The 26360-nt window shown below is 68.0% G+C and carries 22 protein-coding genes; 7 read left to right on the forward strand and 15 right to left on the reverse strand.

Annotated features, from left to right (window positions below; translation table 11 throughout):
- Nucleotides 1–4 precede the first annotated feature (4 nt).
- From R5H29_RS16925 to R5H29_RS16990, 14 genes are all read right to left on the reverse strand, one after another.
- Nucleotides 5–1195 (reverse strand): 1-deoxy-D-xylulose-5-phosphate reductoisomerase, encoded by a 1191-nt coding sequence (locus tag R5H29_RS16925; protein ID WP_332329516.1) that lies wholly within the window; start codon nt 1193–1195, stop codon nt 5–7.
- A 2-nt stretch (nt 1196–1197) separates the two neighbouring features.
- The gene (locus R5H29_RS16930) at nt 1198–2034 is read right to left on the reverse strand and encodes a phosphatidate cytidylyltransferase (RefSeq protein WP_171952262.1); all 837 of its coding nucleotides are present in this window, start codon (nt 2032–2034) and stop codon (nt 1198–1200) included.
- Nucleotides 2031–2798 carry a polyprenyl diphosphate synthase gene (gene uppS / locus R5H29_RS16935; protein ID WP_019659124.1) on the reverse strand — a complete coding sequence of 256 codons (768 nt, stop codon included), beginning with the start codon at nt 2796–2798 and terminating at the stop codon, nt 2031–2033. Before uppS ends, R5H29_RS16930 begins: the two co-directional genes overlap by 4 nt.
- A gap of 5 nt (nt 2799–2803) precedes the next feature.
- Nucleotides 2804–3358, reverse strand: coding sequence for a ribosome recycling factor (gene frr / locus R5H29_RS16940; RefSeq protein WP_019659123.1), 555 nt, complete (start codon nt 3356–3358; stop codon nt 2804–2806).
- A 96-nt stretch (nt 3359–3454) separates the two neighbouring features.
- The gene (pyrH, locus tag R5H29_RS16945; RefSeq protein ID WP_019659122.1) at nt 3455–4183 is read right to left on the reverse strand and encodes a UMP kinase; all 729 of its coding nucleotides are present in this window, start codon (nt 4181–4183) and stop codon (nt 3455–3457) included.
- A gap of 121 nt (nt 4184–4304) precedes the next feature.
- A complete protein-coding gene (locus tag R5H29_RS16950; RefSeq protein WP_332329517.1) occupies nt 4305–5843 on the reverse strand; it encodes a GGDEF domain-containing protein in 1539 nt (512 codons plus the stop codon).
- 261 nt (nt 5844–6104) lie between these two features.
- Nucleotides 6105–6980, reverse strand: coding sequence for a translation elongation factor Ts (gene tsf / locus R5H29_RS16955; protein WP_019659120.1), 876 nt, complete (start codon nt 6978–6980; stop codon nt 6105–6107).
- A 125-nt stretch (nt 6981–7105) separates the two neighbouring features.
- Nucleotides 7106–7912, reverse strand: coding sequence for a 30S ribosomal protein S2 (gene rpsB / locus R5H29_RS16960; RefSeq protein WP_005408748.1), 807 nt, complete (start codon nt 7910–7912; stop codon nt 7106–7108).
- 220 nt (nt 7913–8132) lie between these two features.
- Nucleotides 8133–8828, reverse strand: a complete 696-nt coding sequence (locus tag R5H29_RS16965; RefSeq protein ID WP_332329518.1) for a molecular chaperone — start codon at nt 8826–8828, stop codon at nt 8133–8135.
- Complete coding sequence (locus R5H29_RS16970; RefSeq protein ID WP_407073548.1) at nt 8828–9070, reverse strand: hypothetical protein; 243 nt, start codon at nt 9068–9070, stop codon at nt 8828–8830. Before R5H29_RS16970 ends, R5H29_RS16965 begins: the two co-directional genes overlap by 1 nt.
- Before the next feature lie 125 nt (nt 9071–9195).
- The gene (locus R5H29_RS16975; protein ID WP_332329519.1) at nt 9196–10233 is read right to left on the reverse strand and encodes a spore coat U domain-containing protein; all 1038 of its coding nucleotides are present in this window, start codon (nt 10231–10233) and stop codon (nt 9196–9198) included.
- Nucleotides 10230–12596, reverse strand: coding sequence for a fimbria/pilus outer membrane usher protein (locus R5H29_RS16980; RefSeq protein WP_021204140.1), 2367 nt, complete (start codon nt 12594–12596; stop codon nt 10230–10232). The genes R5H29_RS16975 and R5H29_RS16980 overlap by 4 nt, the downstream gene beginning before the upstream one ends.
- 7 nt (nt 12597–12603) lie before the next feature.
- A complete protein-coding gene (locus tag R5H29_RS16985) occupies nt 12604–13353 on the reverse strand; it encodes a molecular chaperone (RefSeq protein WP_019659114.1) in 750 nt (249 codons plus the stop codon).
- Nucleotides 13353–13883: a spore coat U domain-containing protein gene (locus R5H29_RS16990; RefSeq protein WP_019659113.1), complete on the reverse strand. Its 531-nt coding sequence runs from the start codon at nt 13881–13883 to the stop codon at nt 13353–13355. Before R5H29_RS16990 ends, R5H29_RS16985 begins: the two co-directional genes overlap by 1 nt.
- A gap of 242 nt (nt 13884–14125) precedes the next feature.
- On the opposite strand from R5H29_RS16990, the gene map reads away from it, so the two are divergent.
- The 7 genes from map (at nt 14126) to R5H29_RS17025 (ending at nt 23874) form a co-directional block, all read left to right on the forward strand.
- Entirely contained in the window at nt 14126–14911 is a 786-nt protein-coding gene (gene map, locus R5H29_RS16995) for a type I methionyl aminopeptidase (RefSeq protein WP_032955117.1), read from the forward strand.
- 2 nt (nt 14912–14913) lie between these two features.
- Nucleotides 14914–17541: a [protein-PII] uridylyltransferase gene (locus tag R5H29_RS17000; protein WP_332329520.1), complete on the forward strand. Its 2628-nt coding sequence runs from the start codon at nt 14914–14916 to the stop codon at nt 17539–17541.
- Nucleotides 17541–18602 carry a 2,3,4,5-tetrahydropyridine-2,6-dicarboxylate N-succinyltransferase gene (dapD, locus tag R5H29_RS17005; protein ID WP_332329521.1) on the forward strand — a complete coding sequence of 354 codons (1062 nt, stop codon included), beginning with the start codon at nt 17541–17543 and terminating at the stop codon, nt 18600–18602. The genes R5H29_RS17000 and dapD overlap by 1 nt, the downstream gene beginning before the upstream one ends.
- Before the next feature lie 191 nt (nt 18603–18793).
- Nucleotides 18794–19165, forward strand: coding sequence for an arsenate reductase (locus R5H29_RS17010; RefSeq protein ID WP_021204138.1), 372 nt, complete (start codon nt 18794–18796; stop codon nt 19163–19165).
- Nucleotides 19162–20289 (forward strand): succinyl-diaminopimelate desuccinylase, encoded by a 1128-nt coding sequence (gene dapE / locus R5H29_RS17015; protein WP_332329522.1) that lies wholly within the window; start codon nt 19162–19164, stop codon nt 20287–20289. The genes R5H29_RS17010 and dapE overlap by 4 nt, the downstream gene beginning before the upstream one ends.
- 381 nt (nt 20290–20670) lie before the next feature.
- Complete coding sequence (gene asnB, locus R5H29_RS17020; RefSeq protein WP_111097789.1) at nt 20671–22362, forward strand: asparagine synthase B; 1692 nt, start codon at nt 20671–20673, stop codon at nt 22360–22362.
- A 123-nt stretch (nt 22363–22485) separates the two neighbouring features.
- Nucleotides 22486–23874 (forward strand): cation:proton antiporter, encoded by a 1389-nt coding sequence (locus tag R5H29_RS17025; protein WP_407073549.1) that lies wholly within the window; start codon nt 22486–22488, stop codon nt 23872–23874.
- Between the two features lie 123 nt (nt 23875–23997).
- Here R5H29_RS17025 and R5H29_RS17030 read toward each other — a convergent pair whose 3' ends face one another.
- Nucleotides 23998–26325, reverse strand: coding sequence for a penicillin acylase family protein (locus R5H29_RS17030; protein ID WP_332329524.1), 2328 nt, complete (start codon nt 26323–26325; stop codon nt 23998–24000).
- Nucleotides 26326–26360: the final 35 nt, after the last annotated feature.

A 26360-nucleotide genomic window follows, 5' to 3' on the forward strand; every position in this document is an offset into this window, starting at 1 on the left:
TCGTTCAGGCGGCGTCGATGGCGTTCAGGGTGAGCTGGCGTGCCTGCTGGTCGGCGCACAACAGGACCTCCAGTGTATCGGCTGGCTGGGTCGGCAGTGTTGAAAGAGCGTTAGCAACCAGCTTCGGGATGGTCAGGAAACCGATCCGGCCCTGAAGAAACGCTGAAACCGCCTCTTCATTGGCGGCGTTCAGCACCGCCGGTGCGGTGCCGCCGGCCTGCATGGCCTGCCAGGCCAGCGCCAGACAGGGGAACGCGTCCGTGTCCGGGGCCTCGAAATCCAGCCGGCCCTGGGCCAGCAGATCCAGCCCGGCCACGCCCGATTCGATGCGTTGCGGCCAGCCCAGGCCAACGGCGAGGGTGGTGCGCATGTCCGGCAGGCCCATCTGTGCCAGGGTCGAACCGTCAACGAACTCGACCAGCGAATGGACCAGGCTCTGCGGGTGCACCAGTACCTCGATGCGTTCGCCGGGTACGCCGAACAGGTGGTGGGCCTCGATGACTTCCAGGCCCTTGTTCATCAACGTCGCCGAATCGACCGAGATCTTCGGCCCCATCGACCATTTCGGGTGGGCAACCGCCTGGGCCGGGGTGACCTGGGCCAGTTCGTCGCGGCTGCGGCCACGGAATGGGCCGCCGGAGGCGGTCAGCAGGATCCGGCGCACGCCGGCGCCATCAACGCTGGCATCGCGTGAGCGCAGGCACTGGAAGATTGCGCTGTGTTCGCTGTCGATCGGGATGATCTCGGCGCCCGCGCGTTCAGCGGTGCGGGTCAGCAGCTCACCGGCCAGTACCAGTGATTCCTTGTTGGCCAGCAGGATGCGCTTGCCCGCGGCGGCTGCGGCCAGGGTGGAAGACAGCCCGGCCGCGCCAACGATCGCGGCGACCACGGTGTCGCAGGCGTCACTGGCGGCCAACTGGTCCAGCGCGGCATGGCCGGCATGCGCCTCGGTGGACAGCCCGGCATCGCGGAGGCCGTCGCGCAGTTCGGTGAACAGCGCTTCGTCGGCGATGACCGCGTGCGCTGGCCTGTGCTGGCGGCACAGTGCCAGCAGCGCCTGCACCTGGCGGCCGGCAGCGAGCACCGTGGCCTGGTAGCGGTGCGGGTGGCGGGCGATCACGTCCAGCGTGGAAGCACCGATCGAGCCGGTGGCGCCGAACACGGCGACCCGGCGCAGGTCTGCGACAGCATTCATGGTCAGAATCCGAAGATTTCCTTGCCGAGTGCGAACACCGGCACGGCAGCCAGGACACCGTCGACACGATCGAGCACACCACCATGGCCTGGAATCAGGTTTCCGGAGTCCTTGGCGCCGGCGTGGCGCTTGATCAGGCTTTCGAACAGGTCACCCAGCACCGAGGCGAACACGGCCACCACCGAGGTGATCAGCAGGCCTGGCAGGTGCCCGGCGTCGATGCCGGCCAGCCAGCCCAGGCCGAGGGCCACGGCGACACCGGCCAGCAGGCCGCCGAGCAGGCCTTCCCAGGTCTTGTTGGGGCTGATCCGTGGGGCCAGCTTGTGCTTGCCGAAGTGACGACCGGCGAAATAGGCGCCCGAATCGGCCGCCCAGACCAGTGCCAGCGCAGCCAGCAGCCACAGGTGGCCCTGCCTGCCCGGCGGATCGCCGCCGGCATGGATCAGCACCAGCGCAGCCCAGGCCGGAACGATGGCCAGCGTACCGGCCAGCATCTTCACGATGCGCGAGGGTGCCGACGGCTGCGCACCGAAGTTGAAGAAGCGCAACCAGACCAGCGCGGCCAGCCACCAGGCCACGCCGGCCAGGGTGGTGATCTGGAACAGCACCAGCGTGCTGCCATCGGCCCAGACCAGCAGCACCATCAGCAGCAGGTTCAGTACCAGCAGCACGGTACGCGCCAGGGTGTCTTCGATGCCGGCCAGCTTCAGCCATTCCCACAGGCCGATCAGCAGCACCGCAGCGGCCGCCGCTGCCAGCCACTGGGTCGGCAGCAGCAGGATCGCGGCAATGGCGACCGGCGCCATGATCAGCGCGGCAAGGACTCGGATCTTGGTCATGGGCTGGAAGTCTCGGTGGCCAGTGCGGCGATCTGGGCGCTGGTCAGGCCGAAACGACGCTCACGTCTGCCATAGGCGTCCAGCGCCTGCTGCAGCTGCCCGGCATCGAAGTCCGGCCACAGGGCATCGGTGAACCACAGCTCGGTATAGGCCAGCTGCCACAGCAGGAAGTTGCTGATGCGGGTGTCGCCACCGGTGCGGATGAACAGGTCCGGCGGTGGCAGGTCGGCCAGGGCCACCTGGCTGCCCAGCAGCGATTCATCGATCTGCTCGGGCAGAAGGCGACCGGCCGCCACTTCGACGGCCAGGGCGCGCGCGGCGCGGGCGATGTCCTGGCGGCCGCCGTAGCTGGCGGCGATCGACAGGGTCAGGGTGGTGTTGTCGGCGGTGCGCTGCTCGGCCAGCTGCATGCGGCTGACCAGCCCTGCACCGAAGCGCTCGCGTTCGCCGATGAAGCGAACGCGCACGCCACGCCGATGCAGCTCGTCCACTTCACGGTCGAGCGCGCCGAGGAACAGCTTCATCAGGGCATCGACTTCTTCCTGCGGCCGGCCCCAATTCTCGCTGGAAAACGCGAACAGGGTCAGCGCCGGTATGCCCAGTTCAAGGCAGCGCTCGATGGTGCGGTTGACCGCGCGCGCGCCGGCCCGGTGGCCGATCACGCGCGGACGACGGCGCTGCTGTGCCCAGCGCCCATTGCCATCCATGATGATGGCGATGTGGCGGGGCAGGGCGGCCGGCAACGGAGGTGGGACTGAAGGCATCGACTTCAGACCGACAGCAGTTCTTTTTCCTTGTCGGCAACGACCTTGTCGACGTCCTTGATGTTGGTGTCGGTCAACTTCTGGATGTCGTCTTCACCGCGCTTCTTCTCGTCTTCGCTGATCGCCTTGTCCTTGACAAGCTTGGCGATTTCCTTGTTCGCGTCCTGGCGGATGTTGCGGATCGCGATCTTCGCGCCTTCGCCTTCCTTCTGCACCTGCTTGACCAGCTCCTTGCGGCGCTCTTCGGTCGGCGGCGGCATGTTGATGCGGATCGCAGTGCCCAGCGTGTTCGGGGTGAATTCGGCGTTGTAGAGACCCTTTTCGATCTCCTTGATCATGCCCTTGTCGAACGGCGTGACCAGCAGCGAGTGCGCGTCGGCGTTGGAGATCGACGCGACCTGGTTCAGTGGGGTGCTGGCGTTGCCATAGGCGCTGACCGTGACACGGTCCAGCAGGGCCGGGGTGGCGCGGCCGGTGCGGATCGAGGTGAGGGTGTGCTTCAGAGCGTCGATGCTCTTGGCCATGCGCGTCTGCGCGTTGTTCTTGATGTCGTTGAGCATCGCCGGGTCCTGGGTGTAACTGGAATCGGGCGATTATAGGCGAATACGGGACGCTGCCGGGCCTGAATCGGCCCGGAGCTCGCCTGGCGCTCAGGCTCAGGCCGGGTCGCGGCCCTGGACCAGGGTGCCGATGTTCGCGCCGCTGAGGATCTTCAGCAGCTCACCCGGCTGGCCCATGTCGAACACGCGCATCGGCAGGTCGCTGTCGCGGGCCAGCGCGAAGGCCGCCGTATCCATCACTTCCAGGCCGCGGCGGATGACTTCGTCGTAGCTCAGGCTGTCGAAGCGGACCGCGTCGCTGTGCTTGTTCGGGTCCTTGTCGTACACGCCATCGACCTTGGTGGCCTTCAGCAGCAGGTCGGCGCCGATCTCGATCGCGCGCAGCGCGGCGCCGGAGTCGGTGGTGAAGAACGGGCTGCCGACGCCAGCGGCGAAAATCACCAGGCGGCCCTTTTCCAGATGGCGGATGGCGCGGCGGCGGATGTAGTCCTCGCACACGTCGTTGATCTTGATCGCGCTCATCACGCGGGCCTTGGCGCCCAGTTTCTCGAGGGCGTCCTGCATGGCCAGGGCGTTGATGACCGTGGCCAGCATGCCCATCTGGTCGCCGGTGACCCGGTCCATGCCGCCAGCGGCCAGGCCGGCGCCGCGGAAGATGTTGCCGCCGCCGATCACCAGTGCCACTTCGGCACCGGCCTGCTGGGCTTCGATGACCTCACGGGCCAGGCGGTTGATGACCTTCGGGTCGATGCCGTAGTCCTCATCTCCCATCAGCGCCTCCCCGGACAGTTTCAGGAGGATGCGGCGATAGGCGAGCTTGGACATGGGGACCTCGGGTGCGTGGAAATCGCGGGGGATTCTACGCGCATGCGGCGTAGGGCCAAAGTGTTTTGTGCACTGCGGCGCGAAATCCTGCCATCCGCCCCGGTCATGCAGGGCGTCCCGTTCAGCCCAGCTCGGCGCCGGCGGTGGCTGAAAGCTCGTCGTGGCCGAGCGCACCGGGGGAGCGGGCGATCACCCGGTTACGGCCCAGGTTCTTCGAGCGGTACAGCACGTCGTCGGCGGCGCGCAGCAGGTCCTGCACGTCGGCAAAGCGCTCGTAGCCGCCCTGGGTAGCCACGCCGGCGGAGAAGGTGACGAACAGCGGCCCTCCCTCCAGTTCGGCCATCGGCGTGGCGACGATGTTGGCCAGTACGCGCCGGATTACGTCAAGGGCCACGGGCTCACTGGTATTGGGCAGCAGCGCGACGAATTCCTCGCCGCCGAAGCGGGCCACGGTATCGCTATGGCGCAGCTGGCCCTGCAGCTTGCCGGCAAAGGCGCGCAGCACCTCGTCGCCGGTCAGGTGGCCGTGGGCGTCGTTGATCTTCTTGAAGTCATCCAGGTCGATGAAGGCCACCGACAGCGGCCAGCCCTGACGCCCGGCGCGCAGGAACTCCTGCTCGAGCACCGCCTCCAGCTGGCGCCGGTTGAGCACGCCGGTCAGGGCGTCGCGGTGGGCCTGGTCAGCCAGGCGCTTGGCCCGCGCCTCGAATTCGTCGGCGCGGCGGCGTGCCTGCTCGGCATCCTGCAGCTCGCGCAGGTTGCGCAGGGTGGCCAGCTCCTGCGCGTGGTCGATCAGCTCGCGGACCCGCGAGGGCGAGTTCAGGCCGGCCTCGAACAGGCTGGCGATATCCGGCAGGGCCTCGCTGATGCGGGTCAGCACCTGGTCGAAACGGGCGCTGTCGAGTTCCAGCCGCTCATGCACCTGGTGCAGGGCGCGCTCGCGGGCGGCATCGGCGTCATCGTCCAGCCAGATGTCGGCAACGGCGCCGGACAGCTGCACGCAGGCCTGGAACGGCGAATCGGCGGCGTCGTCGTCCTCGCTGTGGCTGATGCTCTCAACCAGATAGCGTGGCAGGCCCCATTGCTCGGCCACCCAGGCGCCGACATCGGCGTGGCTGCAGCCGAGCGCGTCGCGTTCGCGGGCGACCAGGTCCGTGTTGTCACGGGCTTCGCGCAGCAGCGGCAGGTAACGCTCCGATTCGGCCTGGGCCAGGCACAGCACGCCCAGGTCCTGCAGCAGCCCGGCCAGCATCAGTTCCTCCAGCCGGCGCAGGCCGCGGGCCTGGCCCAGCTGGCTGGCGGCCAGTGCACTGAGAATGCTGCGCTTCCACGCGCGCTGGCGCAGGTCGTGGTCGGCGCCTGCGCCGCCGGTCAGGCCCTGGGTGACGGTGAAACCCAGGGCAAGGCTGATTGTGGCGTTAAGGCCGAGCATGGTCAGTGCCTGGCCAAGGTTCTCGATGCGGCGGCGGCTGGCGTACAGCGGCGAATTGGCGATGCGCAGCATGCGAGCGCTCAGCGCCATGTCGATGGCGATGATGTCGGCGGCGGTGGCGATATCCGCTTCCGGGTCCTGTGCCAGCTCGATGATGCGCAGGGCAATACCGGGCGGCGAGGGCAGGTTGCGGCAGAGCGCCAGGGCAGCTGTCAGCTCGGGAGGCATGTCGGGTCGTTCAATTCCATTAGGACAAGAATACCTAGGAATGCATCACAGTCCGCGATTTTCCTTCCTGCTACGCGACTGTGGATTCCCTGCGCCGAGTATCGGCTTGATTCGCGCGCAACGCAAAGAGCCCTGATATCGGGCTGTGCCTGGCGTCAGTGCGCGCACCAACGGTGCCCACCCACCGATGCAGTGGGTACAAAAAAAGAGCCGCGGTTTCCCGCGGCTCCTTCTGGTCGCTTCACAGCCGGAGGGCTGGAATCAGACCTGCATCGCCTTGGCAACTTCGGCGGCGTAGTCTTCCACCACCTTCTCGATGCCTTCGCCGACGATCAGCAGCTTGAAGCCAGCCACATCGGCGCCAGCGGCCTTGACCACCTGCTCGACGGTGGTGTCGCCCAGCACGTAGGTCTGGCCGTACAGGGTCACGTCGCTGACGATCTTGTTGATCTTGCCGCTGATGATCTTTTCCAGGATCTCGGCCGGCTTGGCCTTGTCCTTCTCGGACATCTTGGCCAGCTCGATTTCCTTTTCCTTTTCGACGAAGTCGGCCGGAACGTCCGCAGCCTTGTTGTGCGGCGGCTTCAGCGCGGCCACGTGCATGGCCAGGCCGCGGGCCAGCTCGACGTCGCCGCCGATCAGGTCAACCAGCACGCCGACCTTGCCGTTGGTGTGGACGTAGGCGCCGATGTTGCCGGTGGTGTCGACCTTGACCATGCGGCGGATCTGGATGTTCTCACCCAGGGTCTGCACGGCGGTGGCGCGGGCTTCTTCAACGGTGCGGCCATCGGCCAGCGTGGCAGCCTTCACGGCTTCCACGTCGTTGGCGCCCGATGCCAGGGCGGCAGCGGCGACGGCGTTGACGAAGGTCTTGAAGTTGTCGTCGTTGGCGACGAAGTCGGTTTCCGAGTTGACTTCGACCAGCACGGCCTTGCCGCCATCCTGGGCCAGGCCCAGGCGGCCTTCGGCGGCCACGCGGTCAGCCTTCTTGTCGGCCTTGGCAGCGCCGGACTTGCGCATGGCTTCAGCAGCGGCGTTGATGTCGCCGTTGGCTTCGGTAAGCGCCTTCTTGCATTCCATCATGCCGGCGCCGGTGCGCTCGCGCAGTTCCTTGACCAGGGAAGCAGTGATTTCCACGGGATTACCTCACGAAAGAAAGGGGTTGGGCCGGCATGGTGGCCGGCCCGTGTGACACGGTCCTGTCACGCGCCAAGGGCTGCGTGCAGGAGGGTGGACGCCGGGCGTCCACCCTGTGGCCTGGATCAGGCCTGGGCGTCGTCGCCCTTCTTGGCAGCCTTCTTGGCCGGAGCGCGGCGGGCCGGCTTCTCTTCGCCTTCGGCAGCGGCTTCAGCGAACTCTTCCTCACGCACCGAAGCGGCGTGCGGAGCAGCAGCCTTGCCTTCCAGCACGGCGTCGGCAGCGGCGCGGGCGTACAGCTGCACAGCGCGGATGGCGTCGTCGTTGCCCGGGATGGCGTAATCAACCAGTTCCGGGTTGTAGTTGGTGTCGACCACGGCGATGACCGGGATGCCCAGCTTCTTGGCTTCCTTGATCGCGATGTCTTCGTGGCCGATGTCGATCACGAAGATCGCGTCCGGCAGGCGGTTCATGTCCTTGATGCCGCCCAGCGAGGCTTCCAGCTTGTCGCGCTCGCGACGCAGGCCCAGCACTTCGTGCTTGACCAGCTTCTCGAAGGTGCCGTCGGTTTCACCGGCTTCCAGTTCCTTCAGGCGGGCAACCGACTGCTTGACGGTACGGAAGTTGGTCAGGGTGCCGCCCAGCCAGCGCTGGTTCATGAACGGCATGCCGCAACGCTCGGCTTCTTCCTTGATGGTTTCGCGGGCGCTGCGCTTGGTGCCCAGGAACAGGACGGTGCCGCGCTTCTGGGCAACCGACGAGATGAAGTTCATCGCGTCATTGAACAGCGGGACGGTCTTTTCCAGGTTGATGATGTGGATCTTGCCGCGGGCGCCGAAGATGTACGGAGCCATCTTGGGGTTCCAGTAGCGGGTCTGGTGGCCGAAGTGGACGCCGGCTTCCAGCATCTGACGCATGGTGACCTGAGGCATTGCAATACTCCTGATATGGAACCAGCGATTCCGCCCGCGGGAATAGGTATGCGGGACGCGTGGAAGCGCGATCGGTTCCGGGGTTGGGCTTCCCTGTTGCCTCCGTGGCCGAACTCCTTGCGGAGCACCCCGGCACGGATGGGGGCAGCAGGTGTGGATTCACCGGTGACGTCCGGTGTGGACGGGTTCCCGCGCACGCAGGCGGCAGGAATCCCGACGATTATAGCCCGCTGCGGGCGCTCGCTGCAATTGCGGGGTCAGATGCGGCCAGATCGACCTCGCGGCCGTCCTGCAGGCGTGCCCGGAAGCGGCCACCTGCGTAACTGTCCGCGCGGGCGGGCAGGGGCCAGCGTCGTTCATGGCCGGCGAGGATGTAGCCGGCCAGCCCGCCCACCAGCACTGTCGATTGGCCGTCCGCCGCGATGAAACGCAGGTCGTGCAGGCGGCCGTGCAGCGTACCGCAGTTGCTGAGTCGCAACGTAGGCTGCGACCCCAGGGCCTCGATCCGACCCTGCAGGCGGGCGTGCAGCACTGGCGCCGCGGCGCCCCGGAACAGCGGTAGCGAGTAGCGCGGCAGCCCTGCCAGCGCCGGCGTCAGCACGATCCTGTAGGCCTGTTCACCCATTGCCGCGGCCGGATCGCGTGGCAGCAGCCAGACGCGCTGCGTACCGCCCGGGGCGAGATCCAGCCGCGCCGGGCTGACCCGGATCTGGTCGCTGGGCTGCAGTCGTTCGGCGTCCAGCTGCTGATCCCAGGCCAGCACCTGCACGTGGCCCTGCCAGCGGCCGGGCCCGGGATTGCGTAGCCACAGCTCGGCGCGGCCGCCTTCGGCCGGCAGCTGCAGGGTGGTAGGCAACACCTCAAGCGCCGCAGCCGGCTGCGCGAGCAGTGCAAGCAGGATCAGCAGCGCGCGCATCAGTAGATGAGGGTCACGGCGGGTGTTGCGTTCTCGTCCGTCGCCGGTGGTGCGAGCTCGCGCACCTGGGATGGCAGCTGGGGTGTATCGCTGCGCTGGTGCGGCGCCGTAGAGCGCGCGCCACCGGTGTCGTCGCTGCAGGAGTCGACCACGGTCAGCCGGATCTGCAGGGAGCTGCTGGGTTCGGCCAAGGCCGGCGTACTGGCGACCAGCATCGCCGCGATCGAAAATGTGCGAACCACCTGCCATCCACCATGCTGAAAGACCTGCTGCGCGGTATCGGCGGGATGTGCCGGAACTGTAGCGCCGAGCCGGCGCTCGGCACGGCCTTCGTCCGGTGGGTGCCGACCGTTGGTCGGCACGCCGGTCAATAGGTAATCGTCACCGTCACCAGGTCGTTGTAGGTACCAGCCGGGGGCTGGCCGGTGACCGGCGGCACCCGGCCGTAGATGGTCAGCTGCTGTGCGCTGCCGGTGCCGGTGCCGCTGGCCGTGTCGACAGTCAACGTATTGCCCCAGCGCAGGCTCCGAGCCGAGTCCCGGTACAGCTCGTAGGGAAGGTAGTAGGTACTGCCGCCGATGGTGGTGGCCATGCGCCGGATGCTGGTCGCGGCAGGGTTGTTCCGGCCGTTGTTGAGTCCGACCTGGAAGGCGGTGTTCTTCAGGCAGGTCAGTGTCAGCGTGGCGGTCCGGTCGATGTTGGCGGGAATGCCGCCGGTGACGTTGCCGAAGTTCATGTCGGTGGTGACGTAGCTGCCGCACTGCGGCAGCACATTGGCGGTGGCGGTGAAACTGAAGGCTGCGCTTGCGCTGTTGGTGCCGGTGGCGCCGCCGTTGCAGGTGGCGGGCACTGTGGCATTGCCGAGCAGGACCTCGTTCCAGGCCCAGGTCAACACCACGTCGGCGCCGCTGAAGGTGCTGCTGTAGGCGCCGGAGGCCAGGATCTGGTTGGCCGGAATCTGCCCGAACAGCTGCGCGGACTGCGCACCGCTGCCGCCGGCGACCAGCGGCACGCTGTAGGTCATGGTCAGTTCCTGTGCCGGGGGCGTGCCGCGCGGGACCAACCCCGTCACCTGGCTGAAGTCCGAGGAGTTGTAGAGCTGGAAGTTCATGCTGTCGCTGCTGCTGGTCTTCATCGTCCGCCAGCTTGAACTGCTGCCGCCACCACTGCCTGCGCCGATGCCGACGCAGACGCGCACACCGGTTGTGGCCAGCGCGCTCAGCGCGGCGGTGGTGCATGTCACCGTGATGTTGAGGTTGGCCGTGCTCGGGCCAGGCGCATTGCTGTTGATGTTGCCGAACGGCAGCGTTGGATTGGCGACCGCGGTGCAGACCGCGACGGCGCGGGCCGGTGCTGCCGCCAGCAGGCCAGCGAACAGCAGCAGGCCGAGCAGCAATGTCCTCATGGCGCCACCTCCGGAATGCACTGCAGCGGCGCCGGTTTCGGCCGCGCGCCGGTCGCCACCACCCTGGGCGGGTCGGGGACCTTCACCCGGCAGGGGCCGCGGCTGGTGGTGACGTACAGCACGCTGCCGGCGGCAACGTCTTCCAGGTACAGCAGGCCGTCATAGCCGACCGTGGCCTGGCGGCCATCGGGCAGCTGCACCTCGCTGCCCACCTCCAGCGGCTGCCCGTCCATTGCCAGCAGGGTCAGGCTCAGCGACGGTCGCGAGCGCAGCTCGAAGGCAATCCGGGTGCCGGCGCGCTGGCGCGGGGTCACCCAATTCTCGATGCGGTCGGCACGCATGTCCTCGGGCAGGTCCAGGGTGTCGATCGAGACCCGGTTGCGCTGCCAGGACAGCAACGGGCTGACCAGCAGCAGGCCGCGATCATCGGTGACGCCGATCAGGCGGTTTTCCAGCCGCACCGGCACGCCGCCGACGCCACTGGTGCTGATCACCGCGAACGCGTCCGACACTTCGCGCGTGGCGAAGGTGTGGCCACCCATCCACACCACGCTGCCGCTGGCGCTGGCGTAGGCATAGTTCAGCCCGCCCTGGCGCGAGGCGCCGAACGAATAGCGGCCGGTATCGTTGAGGATGCCGACCTCGGCCAGGCCGCCATTGCCGTCCTCGCCATGGCGCAGCTGTGCGCGCCAGCCGACGCCGCCGGCACTGCCATCGCCGGGCACCGGCTGGGTCACGTCCGCGACCCAGCTCTGGCTGTCGCCGTTGCGTTGGCTCGAGAGGCTGGCCTGGCGGTTGTTGCCCAGACTGGCGGTCAGCGACAGGTAGATGCTGCGGTCGTCGCTCTGGTCCAGGTTCTGGTTCATCGACAGGTAGGCCGACCAGCGCTGGCTCCAGCTGCGCGACCAGAACAGGCTGGCGTAGCGGTTGTCGTCGCCGTCGGGGTAGCGCAGGCGCAGGTAGCTTGCGCTGAGCGTGCCCAGCCGCAGCAGGTCCAGGCCGAGGGTGGCCTGCTCGCTGATGCTCGGTGGCAGGTTGCCCTGCAGTGCGCCCAGGTCGCGGTAGTCGCCGTGGCTGCGCACGCTGCGCAGATTGACGTTGAAGCGGCGGTTGTTCCAGCTGTAGCCCAGCGCCCATTGCCCGCCCCGCAGGCCGTGGTAATCACTGCGTGCATAGGCCGCATTGAACACGCCGGCAGCGCCGAGCAGCCACCAGCCGCCGATGCCGGCCTGGGCCAGGCCGCCGCCGCCTTCGGCATGCGCCTCGCCAGTGAAGGCATCGCTGATGCCGCCGCGCCAGCTGGCACTGGCCACCGAGCGATCGTCGTAGCCGAAGGAGCGCTGGCCGAAGTCCTCGCGCAGCTGGCCGACGCCGACCGACCAGTCCGAAAGGCCCTTGGCCAGCAGTTGCTGGGTGCCATAGAAACTGAAATCCAGTGTCTGCATGCGGCCGAACGCATCGGTTACCACCACCTGCGCATTGCCGGTGCCGCTGATACCAGGCTGTGCCGCCAGCTGGAAGGGACCGACCGGGACCTGTCCGCTGTACTGGCGCAGGCCATCCACGTACAGCTCGACCGTGGAGGGCACCACGGCCTGGCCGAGGAAGCTCGGCGTGGGCGTCAGTACGCGATAGGGCTGCAGCCCGTAGTTGCGACCGATCTGCACGCCACCCAGGCGCACTGGCCGGGTCCAGTCGACGAAGCCGCTGTAGAAGTCGCCGACCTCCAGCGTCGTTGCGCTGTCGGGGAAGTCCAGGCTCCAGCGGGTGTCCAGGCGCACGCTTTCGCCGCGCCAACGGCGATCACCGGGTTGCTGGTAGCGGCGGCTGATGGCGGTGTTCTCAAAAGTCCCGTTGCCGATGCCGAACACGCGCAGCTCCGAGCTCAGGCTGAGGTTGCCGAGCGTGTCCACCCGGCTGCCGTATACGTCGTAGTTGAGCAGCACGCCCGGCGAGGCAGTGCCAGTCGGCGCACGCGCCTGCGGCCGACTGAGCACCGTGGTCGGCAGGGTCAGCTGGTCCAGCGGCACATCCAGCGCCAGGGTCTGCATGTGCGCGTCGTAGCGCACCACCGCGCCACTGATCTGGTCCAGGTAGACCGGTACCTCGCCGCTGGCATTGAAGCCGAGCTGGCGCAACACCTCGGGGCTGGCCTGAAGCCGGCCGCGGTTCTCGATGAACGGCAGCAGGCCGCGTGGCGTGCTGTTGAGCGACACATCCAGGTACAGCGTCTGGCTGGCGGTCAATGGGGTCGGGGGCGGCAGGGTGGCATCGGCCGACACGCCGGAGACATCAACGGCCGCGCCGGACGCATCGGCGGCCTCGGTCGCCGCGGGAGCCAGGGCAGCCAGCAACGCGCCCATCAAGGCCTCAGCGAGCCGGTGGGGGCGACAGTGGCGTCTGTTCCGACTCGCCATTGAGCTTGGCCGTGATCTGGTCGTTGTCGCGGTCGATCGCCACGCGCTCGATCGGCCAGCGCATCACCTGGCCCGGCAGCACGTAGCCCAGCAATCCGGGATGGACGATGCGCGGACGCGTGGCGCTGCCCAGCGCAAGATCGGCGATCTGCGCGTAGCTGTCACCCGTATTGGCCACCTCCACGCCATTGCGGCCATCCGCCAGTGTCACCAGGCGGGCCTGCAACTGTGGGGCGAGGGCGCCGGCCGAAGGCTGCACGAACACGGGGATCGAATAGCGCAGGACGAACTGCATGCCCTCGGCACGCGTGGCCAGGTCCGGGATCTGGTCCACGATCAATCGGTAGTGCCGTTGTGCAGGCGGTGGCTCGTTGTCCGGACGCATCACCCGCACCAGTTGCTGCTGGCCCGCAGCCAGTTCCTGCATGGGCGGTGTGGCCATCAGCTCATCGGTGGGCAGCAGCCGTTCCTGGCCGTCCTGCTGCACCCAGCGGAACACGCGCACCTGCAGCTTCACCGGCGCGGTGCCGCTGTTGGTCAGCCATAGCTCAGCCGCACGCTGGCGCGCCTCCAGCTGCAGGCTGGTCGGCGCGACCTGCAGGCTGGTGGCGCCGGCGGTGGCGGTGGCCAGCAGGCACAGGGCGAGCAGCGCCACGCCGGTGGCGCGCCACGGGCGGGGTCCGGCCATGCGGGCGTGCTCCATCAATAGGTGATCGTGGCGGTAACCGTATCCAGGTAGCTGCCGGTGGCCGGGTTGTTGGTGCTCAGGTTCAGGATCTGGCCGTAGACGACGTACGGCACGGCCAGGCCGGTGCCGATGCCGGCCTGGGTATTGGTGCCGGTTGTGGATCCCCAGACCAGGGTATGCGCGGCATCCTGGTAGAGCTGGTAGCCGACATAGTTGTTGGCGGTCACGGCGGCATTGGTGTTCTTCATGCGCCGCGTGGTGACGTCGTTGGCGGTGCCCGCGTTGGCGCCCGCATTCAGCGCGATCGTGTACGGCGTCAGCGCCGAACACTGCGCGGTGACCGTGCCCTGGCCGAGGGTGGGCGTGGCGGTGGTCGACGCCGCCGTGCCGAAGTCGACGTTGGTAGCGGCCGCGGCCGTGATGGTGCAGGCCTTGGTGACCACCAGCGTGACGTTGAAGGTGGTGGTATCTGCGGCCAGGGCCGGGCTGGACAGCAGGAGGCCGGCGAAGGCCCAGGCAAGCGGAGAACGAAGCGCGGATCGCATGGACAACCTCCCTGACCCGAAGGTCCGTTGAACAAGGCGAAGGCGGCACGATCGGCACCGCTTCGGCGACGGTGACCCCAGCTTAGGTGGCGTAAGTGTCTGTAATCCGTGATAAACAGGCGGGCGAAAGGGTGGAGGGCATCACGCTTTCATTTTCCTTGCCGAAAGCGTGCATGGCCCGGTGCATGGCCCGGAATGCCAGTTGGGTGGCGTTCGTTCAGATTGCGGCCGGATCGGCGATAATGGGTGCCATGAGCGTGAATCTGAAAACCCCGCAGGAAATCGAGATGATGCGCATCGCCGGCCGCTTGGCCAGCGAAGTGCTGGACATCGTCACCCCCCACGTCAAGCCCGGTGTCACCACCGAGGAGCTGGACCGCATCTGCCACGACCACATCGTCAACGTGCAGGGCGCCATTCCGGCCAACGTCGGCTACCGCGGCTTCCCGAAGACCGTGTGCACCTCGGTCAACAATGTCATCTGCCACGGCATCCCCAGTGAAGGGAAGGTGCTCAAGGATGGCGACATCATCAATATCGATGTCACCGTCATCAAGGACGGTTGGCACGGCGACACCAGTCGCATGTACTTCGTCGGCACGCCGTCGGTGATGGCCCGCCGCCTGGTGGAAACCACCTACGAAGCCATGTGGCGCGGCATCCGCGCCGTGCGTCCGGGCGCCACCCTGGGCGACATTGGCCATGCCATCCAGAGCTATGCCGAAGGCGAGCGTTTCAGCGTGGTGCGCGAGTACTGCGGCCACGGCATCGGCAAGGTCTACCACGATGAGCCGCAGGTGGTGCATTACGGCCGCCCGGGCCAGGGCCTGGTGCTGCAGCCGGGCATGACCTTCACCATCGAACCGATGATCAACGAGGGCACCCGCTACAACAAGGTGCTGCCGGATGGCTGGACCGTGGTGACCAAGGACCGCAAGCTGTCGGCGCAGTGGGAGCACATGGTCGCGGTCACCGAGACCGGCGTCGACGTGCTGACCCTGTCGCCGGGCGAGTCGCAGGTTTCCTGACGATGCTGCCGGCGAGTTCGCTGCTGGACACGCCGGCCGCGTCGCTCAACGACCCGGACTGGGCCGCTGCGGCGCGGCAGGCGCTGCAGCAGGCCGACGCACGCCTGTACCGCCGCTTCGACCAGGGCGACAACATCGAGCGCCTGCTGGCGTTGCGTGCGCGCGCTGCCGACCACTTGATCCGCCTGGCGTGGCAGCGTTGCCTGCCGGCCGGCAGCGGCCTGTCGCTGTTCGCGGTGGGCGGCTATGGCCGCGGTGAACTGTTCCCGCGATCGGACATCGACCTGCTGGTGTTCGGCGATCCGCCGGCGCAACTGGCGCACGAAGCGGCCCTGGCGCGGCTGTTCGCGCTGCTGTGGGACTGGGGGTTGGCGGTCAGCCATGCGGTGCGTTCTGCATTGCAGTGCCGCGAGGCGGCGGCTGACCAGACCGTGCTGACCGCGCTGATCGAGGCGCGTCCGATCCTGGCCGATGACGCCGCCCGCCGCGCGCTGCGCGAGGCCATCGACGATCGCGAACTGTGGCCGGCACGCACTTTCTTCCTGGCCAAGCTGGAAGAGCTGCGCAACCGTCACCAGCGCTTCGGTGATACCGCCGACAACCTGGAGCCGGACCTGAAGGATGGCCCCGGTGGCCTGCGCGATCTCAACACGCTGGGCTGGATGGCACTGCGCGCGTTCGGCGTGCGCGACCTGGAAGCCCTGGTCGGGCTCGGCCATCTGGGTGCCGACGAAGCCGCGGCGCTCAAGCGCGAACGTGCCGTGCTGGCGCGACTGAGGTTTGGCCTGCACCTGGTAGCACGTCGCCCGGAAGAGCGCCTGCGTTTCGATTACCAGAAGACCCTCGCCGCGCGCCTGGGCTTCGAAGACGACGCCGAGAGCCTCGGTGTCGAGAAAATGATGCAGGGCTTCTACCGCGCCGCGCTGGTGGTGCGGCGGATCAGCGACCGCCTGCTGCAGCGCTTCGAGGAGCAGTTCGACGGCGAGGCGCAGCCGGAGCCGCTGACCGTGGGCTTTTCCCTGCGTCGTGGCTACCTGGCCGCCAACGAGGCCGACTGGCCGCAGGGCGACATTGGCCAAGTGTTCGCGCTGTTTTCCAGCTGGGCCAACAACCCGCAGGTGCGCGGCCTGCACTCGCTGACCGCGCGTGCGCTGGCCGAGTCGCTGCCGCTGCTGCCGGCCTATGACCAGGCCGACGCCGACGCACGCGAGCACTTCCTTGCCCTGCTGCGTGGCCAGCGCCCGGTCGACACGCTTTCGCGCATGGCGCGGCTGGGCGTGCTTGGCCAGTGGATTCCCGCGTTCGCCCAAGTCAGCGGGCGCATGCAGTTCGACCTGTTCCATGTCTACACCGTCGACCAGCACACGCTGATGGTCCTGCGCAACATCGGCCTGTTCGCCAGCAGCCGTGCCGACGAGCGCTTCTCGATCGCGCACGAAGTGTGGCCGCGCCTGCGCAAGCCGGAGCTGCTGCTGCTGGCCGGCCTGTTCCATGACATTGCCAAGGGCCGCGGCGGCGACCACTCCGAGCTGGGTGCGGTGGACGCGCGCGCGTTCTGCCAGGCACATGCGCTCAGTGGCACCGATACCGAACTGGTCGCCTGGCTGGTCGAACAGCACCTGCGCATGTCGGTGACCGCGCAGAAGCAGGACATTGCCGACCCGGTGGTGATCCATCGCTTCGCCACCCTGGTCGGCAGCCGCGACCGTCTGGACTACCTGTATCTGCTGACCTGTGCCGATATTGCCGGCACCAGCCCGAAACTGTGGAACGCCTGGAAGGATCGCCTGCTGGCCGACCTTTACTTCGCCACCCGGCGCGCGTTGCGCGAAGGGCTGGAGCATCCGGTGCCCGCCGCCGAGCGTGTGGCCGAGGCGCGTGACAGCGTGCGCGCACTGGTGCGCGAGCAGGGTTACGACGATGCCACCATCGACCGCCAGTTCGCGGTGATGCCCGATGAGGGCTTCATCCGCCTGCGCCCCGAGCAGCTGGCCTGGCAGGCCGCTGCGCTGGTGCCGGTGAAGCAGGGCCAGACCCTGGTCAAGGTCCGCCGGATCAGTGTCGACGACCCCGCGCTGGAAGTGTTCGTGCACTCGCCCGACCGCGACGGCCTGTTCGCCGCGATCGTGATGACCCTGGACCGCAAGGGCTACGGGATCCACCGTGCACGCGTGCTGGACGGCCCGGCCGACACCATCTTCGATACCTTCGAAGTGAACCCGGCCGACACGTTTGCCGATGGCAACAGTGCCAATCTGGAAGCGGCGCTGCGCGAGGCCCTGAGTGGCGACCTTGCGCGGCTTCGGCCGTCACGCCGGGTGGTGCCGCGGCAGCTGCGTCATTTCCGTTTTGCGCCGCGCATCGAATTCCGCGATGAACCGGGCGCAACCCGTTTTGCCCTGGTCGCCCCCGACCGCCCCGGCCTGCTGGCCGATGTGGCGTTCGTGCTGCGCAACCAGGGCCTGCGCGTGCATGATGCGCGCATTGCGACATTCGGCGAACGCGCCGAAGACACCTTCGTGATCAGTGACGAACACGACCTCCCCCTGACTGAACCTGCCCGGCAGCAGCTGCATGACGCGATGCTGGCCTGCCTGGACCCTGATCGAAACGCCGGAGACCCCGCCTGATGGCCACCAAGCCTGTTAAGAAGACTGCTGCCACCGCCAAGAGCGCAGCGGCCAAGAAAACTGCCGCCGTGCCGGCCGCGAAGAAGGCTGCCGCGCCGAAGAAAGCCGCGGTGGTGAAGGCGCCGGCGAAGAAGGTGGCGGCACCGAAGAAGGCCCCGGCCAAGAGCGCAGAAGCCGCACGCGCCGAAACCATCGCCCGCAAGTCGCTGCGCAAGCCGGCCGCGCCGGGCGTGGAAGAACTGAAGTTCGGCATCGAAAGTGCCTTCGAACGCCGCGCCACGCTGACCCTGCACGAACTGGAAGGCTCGACCAGGCCGCTGGTCAACCGTGTGATCGACGGCCTGGAGAGCGGTGAATTCCGCGTCGCCGAGCCGGACGGCCAGGGCGGCTGGAAGGTCAACGAGTGGCTGAAGAAGGCGGTGCTGCTGTATTTCCGTGTCAACGACATGGCGGTGGTCGATGCACACCCGGCACCGTTCTGGGACAAGGTCGAATCGCGCTTCGCCGGCTATGACGAAGCGAAGTTCCGCCGAGGCGGCGTGCGCGTGGTGCCGGGCGCGATTGCTCGCCGTGGCACGTATTTCGGCAAGGATGTGGTGCTGATGCCGAGCTTCACCAACATCGGCGCCTATGTCGGCGAAGGCACCATGGTGGACACCTGGGCCACGGTCGGTTCCTGCGCGCAGATCGGCCAACACTGTCATCTGTCCGGCGGTGCCGGCATCGGCGGCGTGCTGGAGCCGCTGCAGGCCAGCCCGACCATCATCGAGGACCATTGCTTCATCGGTGCCCGCTCGGAAGTGGTTGAGGGTGTGGTGGTCGGCCACCACAGCGTGATCGGCATGGGCGTGTTCCTCAGCCAGAGCACCCGCATCTACAACCGCGCCACCGGTGAGATCAGCTACGGCTACATCCCGCCGTACAGCGTGGTGGTGTCCGGCTCGCTGCCGAGCAAGGACGGTACCCATTCGCTGTACTGCGCGGTGATCGTCAAGCAGGTCGATGCCAGGACCCGCAGCAAGACCAGCGTCAACGACCTGCTGCGCGGCCTGGCCGACTGAAGGTGACTGCGCCGGAGGATCCGGCGCAGTACGCGAGCTACCGGCATCCCTCCGACGTCCTGTTCGGGCGGATGCTGCCGCGCCTGCCGCGTGCGCCGCGCTGTGGCAGGCGACCCACCGTGCCGTGCCGTTCAGGGTCGTGCCCGAACGCCTGTTGTGAGATTCTGCCGCTCTGTTTTCCAGCATCACAGATGGCCATGAGCACCACTGTCTACGGTTTGAAGAACTGCGATACCTGCAAGAAGGCGACCAAGTGGCTGGACCGCTTCGGCGTGCCGTACACCTTCGTCGACTACCGCGACAACAAGCCCAGCCCGGAAACGCTGCTGGAATGGGCCGCGCAGCTGGGGGGGCTGGCGGCGATGGTGAACAAGTCCTCCACCACCTGGCGGCAGCTGCCGGACAACCGCAAGGCCGCGGACTCCGAGGCCGAATGGAAGCTGCTGCTGCGCGAGTACCCGCAGCTGATCAAGCGCCCGCTGGTGGTCACGGCCGACGGCAAGGCCAGCCAGGGTTTCAGTGACAACGGCTTCAAGGCCCGCTTCGGCGTGGGCCAGTCATGAGTGCCGTCCTCGACCTGGCCTGCGAGCTGATCGCGCGCCCCTCGGTTACCCCGGAAGACGCCGGCTGCCAGGCACTGCTGGCGGCGCGGTTGAAGCAGGCAGGGTTCCACTGTGACCAGCTGCGTCTGGGTGAGGTCGACAACCTGTGGGCGACCCACGGCCAGGGTGCGCCGGTGCTGGTGCTGCTGGGCCATACCGACGTGGTGCCCACCGGCCCGCGCGAGGCCTGGACCAGCGATCCGTTCACGCCGCAGATCCGCGATGGCGTGCTGTATGGCCGTGGCGCCGCCGACATGAAGGGCAGCGTGGCCGCGTTCGTGGTGGCCGCCGAGCAGTTCGTCGCCGCGCATCCCGATCACCCCGGCACGCTGGCGGTGCTGCTGACCAGCGACGAGGAAGGCGACGCGATCGATGGCGTGCGCCACGTCGCGCGCCTGTTCGCCGAGCGCGGCCAGCGCATCGACTGGTGCATTACCGGCGAGCCATCATCGACAGCGGCGCTGGGCGACCTGCTGCGCGTCGGGCGTCGCGGCAGCCTGTCGGCCAAGCTGCGCGTGCAGGGCGTGCAGGGTCACGTGGCGTATCCGGAGAAGGCACGCAACCCGATCCACCTGGCGGCGCCGGCCCTGGCCGAGCTGACGGCGCGACGCTGGGACGAGGGGTACGAGAGTTTCCCGCCGACCAGCCTGCAGATCTCCAACATCCGTGCCGGCACCGGCGCCAACAACGTGATTCCCGGGGAGCTGGAGGTCGATTTCAACATCCGCTACAACCCGCACTGGGATGCACCGAAGCTGGAAACGGAGATCACCGCGCTGCTGGACCGGCACGGCCTGCAGTACGCGCTGAAGTGGCATCGCAGCGGCGAGCCGTTCTACACCCCGGAAGGCACGCTGCGCGCCACCGCACGCGCGGTGCTGGCCGAGCACATCGGTCGTGCCCCTGAGGAAAGCACCGGTGGCGGCACCTCCGATGCACGCTTCATCGCGCCGCTGGGTGCGCAGTGCATCGAAGTGGGGCCAGTCAACGCCAGCATCCACCAGGTGGATGAGAACGTGCGCGTGGATGATCTGGAAGCGTTGCCGGGGCTTTACCAGCGCCTGGTGGAACGGCTGCTGGCGTGAGGCATGGCGCCGGGCACGGCCCGGCGCTCCCCCTGTGAGTGCCGACTGCTGGGTGCCGACCGTTGGTCGGCACACCTTCACCTGGTTGCCAATGCAACGGTTGCGCAGCGCCGGAATCCGGGGTAGGGTCGATGCCATGTCGATCCGCCTGGCCACCGCCGTCAATAACAACAACCGCAATAATCTGCGCGCGAATAATCGTGCGCGGCCGATGCGGGACTGCGCCCTGGGTAGATAGACAGCAACACACGCCCGGACACCAGAAAACCCGCATCGGTCGATGCGGGTTTTTTTGTGCCCGGGCGCAGCCCCACCCGGGCCTGGATGGCCGGTCGAACACCCTCCCAACCGTGAAATTCCCCCAACAGGAGCTCCCCCCCCATGTGTTCGATATTCGGAATCTTCGGCCTGCAGGCCGGTGACGATCTTCCGGCTCTGCGCCGCCATGCGCTGGAACTGTCGCAGCGCCAGCGCCACCGCGGCCCGGACTGGAGCGGCGTGTATCTTGACGAAGGTGCGCTGCTGGTCCACGAGCGGCTGGCCATCGTCGACCCGGCCGGTGGCTCGCAGCCGCTGCTGTCGGCCGATGGCCAGCTGGCGCTGGCGGTGAACGGCGAGATCTACAACCACCAGCAGTTGAAGGCCACGCTGACCACCGCCTACGACTTCCAGACGGGTTCGGACTGCGAGGTGATCAACGCGCTTTACCGCCAAGGCGGATCGCCGGCGCAGTGGCTGGAGCAGCTCAACGGCATCTTCGCCTTCGCGCTGTGGGACCGTGATGCCGGCCGAGTGCTGGTGGCGCGCGATCCGATCGGCGTGGTGCCGTTGTACTGGGGCCACGATGCCCAGGGCCGCCTGCGCGTGGCCTCGGAAATGAAGGCGCTGGTCGATACCTGTGCCGATGTCGCGCAGTTCCCGCCGGGCCACTATTTCGACAGCGCCAGTGGCGAGCTGGTGCGCTACTACCAGCAGTCGTGGCGCGCCTACGCTGACGTGCAGGGGCGCCAGGCCGATCTGGCCGAACTGCGCCAGGCCTTCGAGCATGCGGTGGAACGCCAGTTGATGAGCGACGTGCCATACGGCGTGCTGCTGTCCGGTGGCCTGGACTCGTCGCTGGTGGCGGCGGTGGCTGCGCGCTATGCACGTCGCCGCATCGAGGATGGCGGGCAGACCGAAGCCTGGTGGCCGCGCCTGCATTCGTTCGCGATCGGCTTGAGGGGCTCGCCGGATCTGGCTGCCGCTGCCATTGCTGCCGAAGCGCTGGGTACCGTGCATCACGGCTTCGAGTACACCTTCGAGGAAGGCCTCGATGCGTTGCCGGAAGTGATCCGCCACATCGAAACCTACGACGTCACCACCATCCGCGCCTCGACGCCGATGTTCCTGCTGGCGCGGCGGATCAAGGCGATGGGGGTGAAGATGGTGCTCTCCGGCGAGGGCAGCGACGAGATCTTTGGTGGCTACCTGTATTTCCACAAGGCGCCGGATGCGCGTGAATTCCACGAGGAGCTGGTGCGCAAGCTCGACGCGCTGCACAACTACGACTGCCTGCGTGCCAACAAGTCGATGATGGCCTGGGGCGTGGAGCCACGCGTGCCGTTCCTCGACCGCGAATTCCTCGACGTGGCGATGCGCTTCGATGCCGCGCACAAGATGGTGGGCGCCGGCTTTGGCGGTCGCCGCATCGAAAAGGCGGTGCTGCGCGAGGCGTTCGACGGCTACCTGCCGGACAGCATCCTGTGGCGGCAGAAGGAACAGTTCAGCGATGGCGTCGGCTACGGCTGGATCGACGGGCTGAAGGCACATGCCGAGGCGCAGGTGAGCGACCGTGTACTGGCTGCGGCCGACAAGCGCTTCCCGCACAACCCGCCGCAGACCAAGGAGGCGTACTACTACCGCCACCTGTTCGAGCAGTTCTTCCCCAGCCGCGCAGCCGCAGAGACCGTGCCGGGTGGCAAGTCCATCGCCTGTTCGTCGCCCGCGGCCATTGCCTGGGACGCCAGCTTCGCCGCGGCTGCAGATCCGTCGGGCCGCGCGATCGCCGGCGTGCACGAGCAGGCACTGGCGTAATGCTTCCGCCGGGCACGGCCCGGTGCTACCGAGCGATGGTAGCGCCGGGCCATGCCCGGCGGGCACAAACGACTTAATCCCCTCCGTCCCCTTTTTGTATGATCGCCCCCTGCGCATTGGGGAATGTTCATGGACGCACAGCGCGGGGGGCACCCGTCGCCGACGAAGTGGGGATGGCGCTACCTGGCCTGGGCTGGGGTGCCGTTGCTGGCCGGCGTGCTGCTGGCGCGCTATGCCGGGCCGGCCGCCCCCGAGGCGGTTGCGCGTACCACGGTCGCTGCCGAAGGCAGCTGGGCACGGCATCTGGCGTCACCGCTGGGCCTGTTCCTGCTGCAGCTGCTGGTGCTGTTGCTGGTAGCCAAGGGCGCCGGTGCGCTGCTGAAGCGGCTGGGGCAGCCGGCGGTGATCGGCGAGATGGCCGCCGGCCTGATGATGGGGCCGCTGGTGCTCGGCAGCCTGCTGCCGCAGCTGCAGGGTGCGCTGTTCCCGGCCAGTTCGCTGGGCCCTCTGGGCATGCTCAGCCAGCTGGGCGTGCTGATGTTTCTGCTGGTGGCCGGTGCCGAACTGGACCTGGCGGCACTGCGCGGCCGCCGGCGTTTCGCCTTCACGGTCAGCCATGCCGGCATCGCGGTGCCGTTCGTGCTCGGCGTCGCGTTGGCGATCTGGCTGTACCCGCAGCACGGCCCGCAGGGCGTGGGCTTCACCGCATTCGCGCTTTTCGTTGGCATATCGATGAGCATCACCGCGTTCCCGGTGCTGCTGCGCATCCTCGCCGACCGTGGCATCACGCAGACGCCGCTGGGCCAGACCGCCATCGCCTGCGCGGCTTTGGGCGATGCCACCGCATGGTGCCTGCTGGCACTGATCGTGGCGGCGGCACAGGCCAGCGGCTGGCTGCCGGCCAGTCTCAATCTGCTGTGCGTGGTCGCCTTCGTGGTGCTGATGCTGGGGCTGGTGAAGCCGTGGTTCGCTCGCCAGGAGATTGCGCCGGGCCGTGAGGGGCGCTGGCTGCTCGGCATCCTGCTGCTGTCGCTGGGTAGTGCCCTGATCACCGAAATGCTGGGCATCCACGCGCTGTTCGGTGCGTTCGCTGCGGGCGTGGCGGTGTCGTCCAACGCGCAGCTGCGCGGCCTGTTGATGGCCCGCGTCGAACCGTTCGCGGTGACCCTGCTGCTGCCGCTGTTCTTCGCCATGACCGGCCTTCGCATGCGCGCCGACGCGCTGCAGGCCAGCGACATCGTGCTGTGTGGTGTGGTGATCGCAGTGGCCACGGCCGGCAAGCTGCTGGGCACCTTCAGTGCCGCACGCAGTGCCGGCATGCCCACGCGCGAGGCGTGGCGGTTGGGCGCGCTGATGAACACCCGGGGCCTGATGGAGCTGATCGTGCTCAACCTGGGCTACGAGCTGGGCCTGCTCGGCGACCGCCTGTTTGCAGTGCTGGTGATCATGGCGCTGGTGACCACGGCGATGACCGGGCCGCTGCTGAACCTGATCGAGCGGCGCAGGGGCTGACCCGGTAGCGCCGCGCCGACATTCTGTGGAGCCGAGTCCATGCTCGACTCGGCGCCAGAAGCAGCCGAGCATGGGCTCGGCTCTACAGCGTGCAGCGCACCCTTGGGCATGTGGGTGCCGCCGTCAGCGCGCTGGCACCAGCGTCATCGTGTGCTGCGCCTTGCCGGGCAGGAACGGCGTCGGCCGCCCATGCACCCAGTCTTCGTGGCCGGCGCCCCAGTACGGCGACAGCGGGTGCCCGCTCTGGCCGCCGGGCATATGCACGATGCCGTCGGCCTCGTGCCCGGGCGAAACCACCATGCGTTCGGAAGCACCGAAGCCCGGCGTCTGCACGCGCGGCATGTCGCGGTCGCCGGGCAGGCGGTCGGCCGGCATGCACAGCCAGTGTTTGGCGATGCCCGGCAGCGCCCGTGCGATGGGGTGGCAGATCGCCGCCGTATTCCGTTCGCCCCAGCTGCGCTTGGCCAGTGGGCCCTGCCTGGCCAGCTCGCTCTCGGTGCGGCGTGCGGCGTCGATCAGCAGCGCATCCCAGCTGTCGAAGGCCGGTGGCAGCAGATTGGCCGGACGCTGCTGCAGCATCGGCCAGGCCACGCCTTCCAGCTGCGCCAGGCGCGGCTCCAGATAGTCATCGCCCAGCTGCGCATTGGCCGGTGCCAGCAGTGCATCGGACAGTGTTGTCATCACCTGCGTACGGAACTCGCGCACCACCCGGTAGCTGACCGAGCTGGCCGAGGCACGGCCGTCCCATTGATGGCTGGCCTCCTTCAAACGCTTCAGTGCAGGGTCGTCACTGCGCTCGATGACGTCGTGCAGCAGGGCCCACCAGCGCTGCAGGAACACCGCGCGATCGTCGAGCTGGATCGCCAGCAGGTCGTGCTCGTCGAAGCGCTCCTGGATCGCCAGCAGGTCACGGATCTGCCGCGCCCGTGCTCCCAGGTCATAGCCACCGTTGCCGACGCTGGCCAGTGCCTCGCCGTCGAGGACGCGGCCGTTGGCGGTCCACAGGCGGTGGTTGGGAGGATCGATCAATGCCGGTGAAGCATCGCTGCGGATCGGCCACGGCGCACAGGTTTGGTTGTTGCCGGCACTGAAGCCGGCCGGCGCGCAGCCCGGACCGCGATCCGGGCGGGCGCCGATCAGCCGCCATGCGATGCGTCCGCTGCGGTCGCCGACCACCAGGTTCTGCGCGGGAATGCCGGCGTGGTCGGCGAACTTCAGTGCAGCGTCCAGATCGCCAGCGCGGGCCAGGTCACCGAAGTCCAGCCGCACCGCGCCGGGCAGGTGGGCGACCCAACGCAGCGCGTCACCGCTGCCATCGGCATGGGCGTGCAGGATCGGGCCCCAGGCGGTTTCGCGTACCGGGAACAGCACGTCGGCCTGGCCGGCCACCGCAATCCGCTCTTCATGCACGGTCACCTCGGCATTGGCCGGTTCCGAGCGGTAATCGGCGGTGTCGATGTAGCTGTTGGTGAAGCCCCAGGCCACGTGCCCGTTGCTGCCGACGATCACCGCCGGCAGGCCGGGCAGCGAGAAGCCGGTGACATCGACCTGGCCGCCGGCAGCCTGTGGATCGGGGTAGCGCAGGCGCACGCGGAACCACAGGCCGGGGGCACGCAGGCCCAGGTGCATGTCGTCGGCGACGATCGCGCGGCCGTCGGCGGTAAGCGCCCCGGCCACCGCGAAGTTGTTGCTGCCGACGACGTCGGCTTCTTCCTGCTCGGTGCCCGACTTTCCCTTCAATGTGCGCAGGTCGAGCTGGCTGGCGTCGGGCAGGGCAGCATTGCCGCTCGGTTCGCCGAACAGCGGTGCATCCCATTCGGTACCGTCGTGGGCAATCAGCGCGTAGAGCGCTGGCGGCACCACGGCGCGGATGCGGCTCAGCGCAAGCTCGGTCTGATTGCCCGGATCCTGCAGGTCGGCATACATGGCCAGCCCGGCCAGCACGCTGTCGCTGGCCTGCCAGGGTTGTGGCGATTGCCGCAGCAGCAGGTAGGCCCACGGGCGCACGGAGAGATCGGCCAGGCCCTGATTGACCCCACCGACATAGGCGCTCACCGCTTCGATGTTGTCGCCCAGCGCAGCCTGCATGTTCGCCTCGGTGCGCGCGCGCAGCCGATGCACGCGCATGCGTTTGTCGGCGTCGATGGCCTTCGGTCCGAACAGCGCCGACAGCTCACCGGCGGCGCTGCGGCGCATCAGGTCCATCTCGAAGTAACGTTCCTGCGCATGCACGCGGCCCAATGCGCGCATCGCGTCGGCCTGGCTGCCCGCAGTGATGGTGACCACGCCCAGCGCATCGCGCTCGATGGTGACCGGCTTGGCCAGCCCCGGCAGCGCATGCTCGCCGTCCAGATCGGCCAGGCTGCCGCGCAGCAGCAGCCACAGGACCAGTGCGGTGACCAGCACGATGGCGATCAACACGCCCAGCACCCAACGCCATGTACGTCGCATCGCACGTCCTTTCCGAACTCGTGGGCCGATTGTAG

Source organism: Stenotrophomonas sp. A3_2 (assembly GCF_036624925.1).
GTDB lineage: Bacteria > Pseudomonadota > Gammaproteobacteria > Xanthomonadales > Xanthomonadaceae > Stenotrophomonas > Stenotrophomonas hibiscicola.

Bases quoted from the DNA above. Each gene is read 5' to 3' on its own strand.
- R5H29_RS16925 (WP_332329516.1), bottom strand. From the start codon at position 1,195: ATGAATGCTGTCGCAGACCTGCGCCGGGTCGCCGTGTTCGGCGCCACC.
- R5H29_RS16930 (WP_171952262.1), bottom strand. From the start codon at position 2,034: ATGACCAAGATCCGAGTCCTTGCCGCGCTGATCATGGCGCCGGTCGCC.
- uppS (WP_019659124.1), bottom strand. From the start codon at position 2,798: ATGCCTTCAGTCCCACCTCCGTTGCCGGCCGCCCTGCCCCGCCACATC.
- frr (WP_019659123.1), bottom strand. From the start codon at position 3,358: ATGCTCAACGACATCAAGAACAACGCGCAGACGCGCATGGCCAAGAGC.
- pyrH (WP_019659122.1), bottom strand. From the start codon at position 4,183: ATGTCCAAGCTCGCCTATCGCCGCATCCTCCTGAAACTGTCCGGGGAG.
- R5H29_RS16950 (WP_332329517.1), bottom strand. From the start codon at position 5,843: ATGCCTCCCGAGCTGACAGCTGCCCTGGCGCTCTGCCGCAACCTGCCC.
- rpsB (WP_005408748.1), bottom strand. From the start codon at position 7,912: ATGCCTCAGGTCACCATGCGTCAGATGCTGGAAGCCGGCGTCCACTTC.
- R5H29_RS16965 (WP_332329518.1), bottom strand. From the start codon at position 8,828: ATGCGCGCGCTGCTGATCCTGCTTGCACTGCTCGCGCAGCCGGCTGCG.
- R5H29_RS16975 (WP_332329519.1), bottom strand. From the start codon at position 10,233: ATGAGGACATTGCTGCTCGGCCTGCTGCTGTTCGCTGGCCTGCTGGCG.
- R5H29_RS16980 (WP_021204140.1), bottom strand. From the start codon at position 12,596: ATGGGCGCGTTGCTGGCTGCCCTGGCTCCCGCGGCGACCGAGGCCGCC.
- R5H29_RS16985 (WP_019659114.1), bottom strand. From the start codon at position 13,353: ATGGAGCACGCCCGCATGGCCGGACCCCGCCCGTGGCGCGCCACCGGC.
- R5H29_RS16990 (WP_019659113.1), bottom strand. From the start codon at position 13,883: ATGCGATCCGCGCTTCGTTCTCCGCTTGCCTGGGCCTTCGCCGGCCTC.
- map (WP_032955117.1), top strand. From the start codon at position 14,126: ATGGGTGCCATGAGCGTGAATCTGAAAACCCCGCAGGAAATCGAGATG.
- R5H29_RS17000 (WP_332329520.1), top strand. From the start codon at position 14,914: ATGCTGCCGGCGAGTTCGCTGCTGGACACGCCGGCCGCGTCGCTCAAC.
- dapD (WP_332329521.1), top strand. From the start codon at position 17,541: ATGGCCACCAAGCCTGTTAAGAAGACTGCTGCCACCGCCAAGAGCGCA.
- R5H29_RS17010 (WP_021204138.1), top strand. From the start codon at position 18,794: ATGGCCATGAGCACCACTGTCTACGGTTTGAAGAACTGCGATACCTGC.
- dapE (WP_332329522.1), top strand. From the start codon at position 19,162: ATGAGTGCCGTCCTCGACCTGGCCTGCGAGCTGATCGCGCGCCCCTCG.
- asnB (WP_111097789.1), top strand. From the start codon at position 20,671: ATGTGTTCGATATTCGGAATCTTCGGCCTGCAGGCCGGTGACGATCTT.
- R5H29_RS17025 (WP_407073549.1), top strand. From the start codon at position 22,486: ATGTTCATGGACGCACAGCGCGGGGGGCACCCGTCGCCGACGAAGTGG.
- R5H29_RS17030 (WP_332329524.1), bottom strand. From the start codon at position 26,325: ATGCGACGTACATGGCGTTGGGTGCTGGGCGTGTTGATCGCCATCGTG.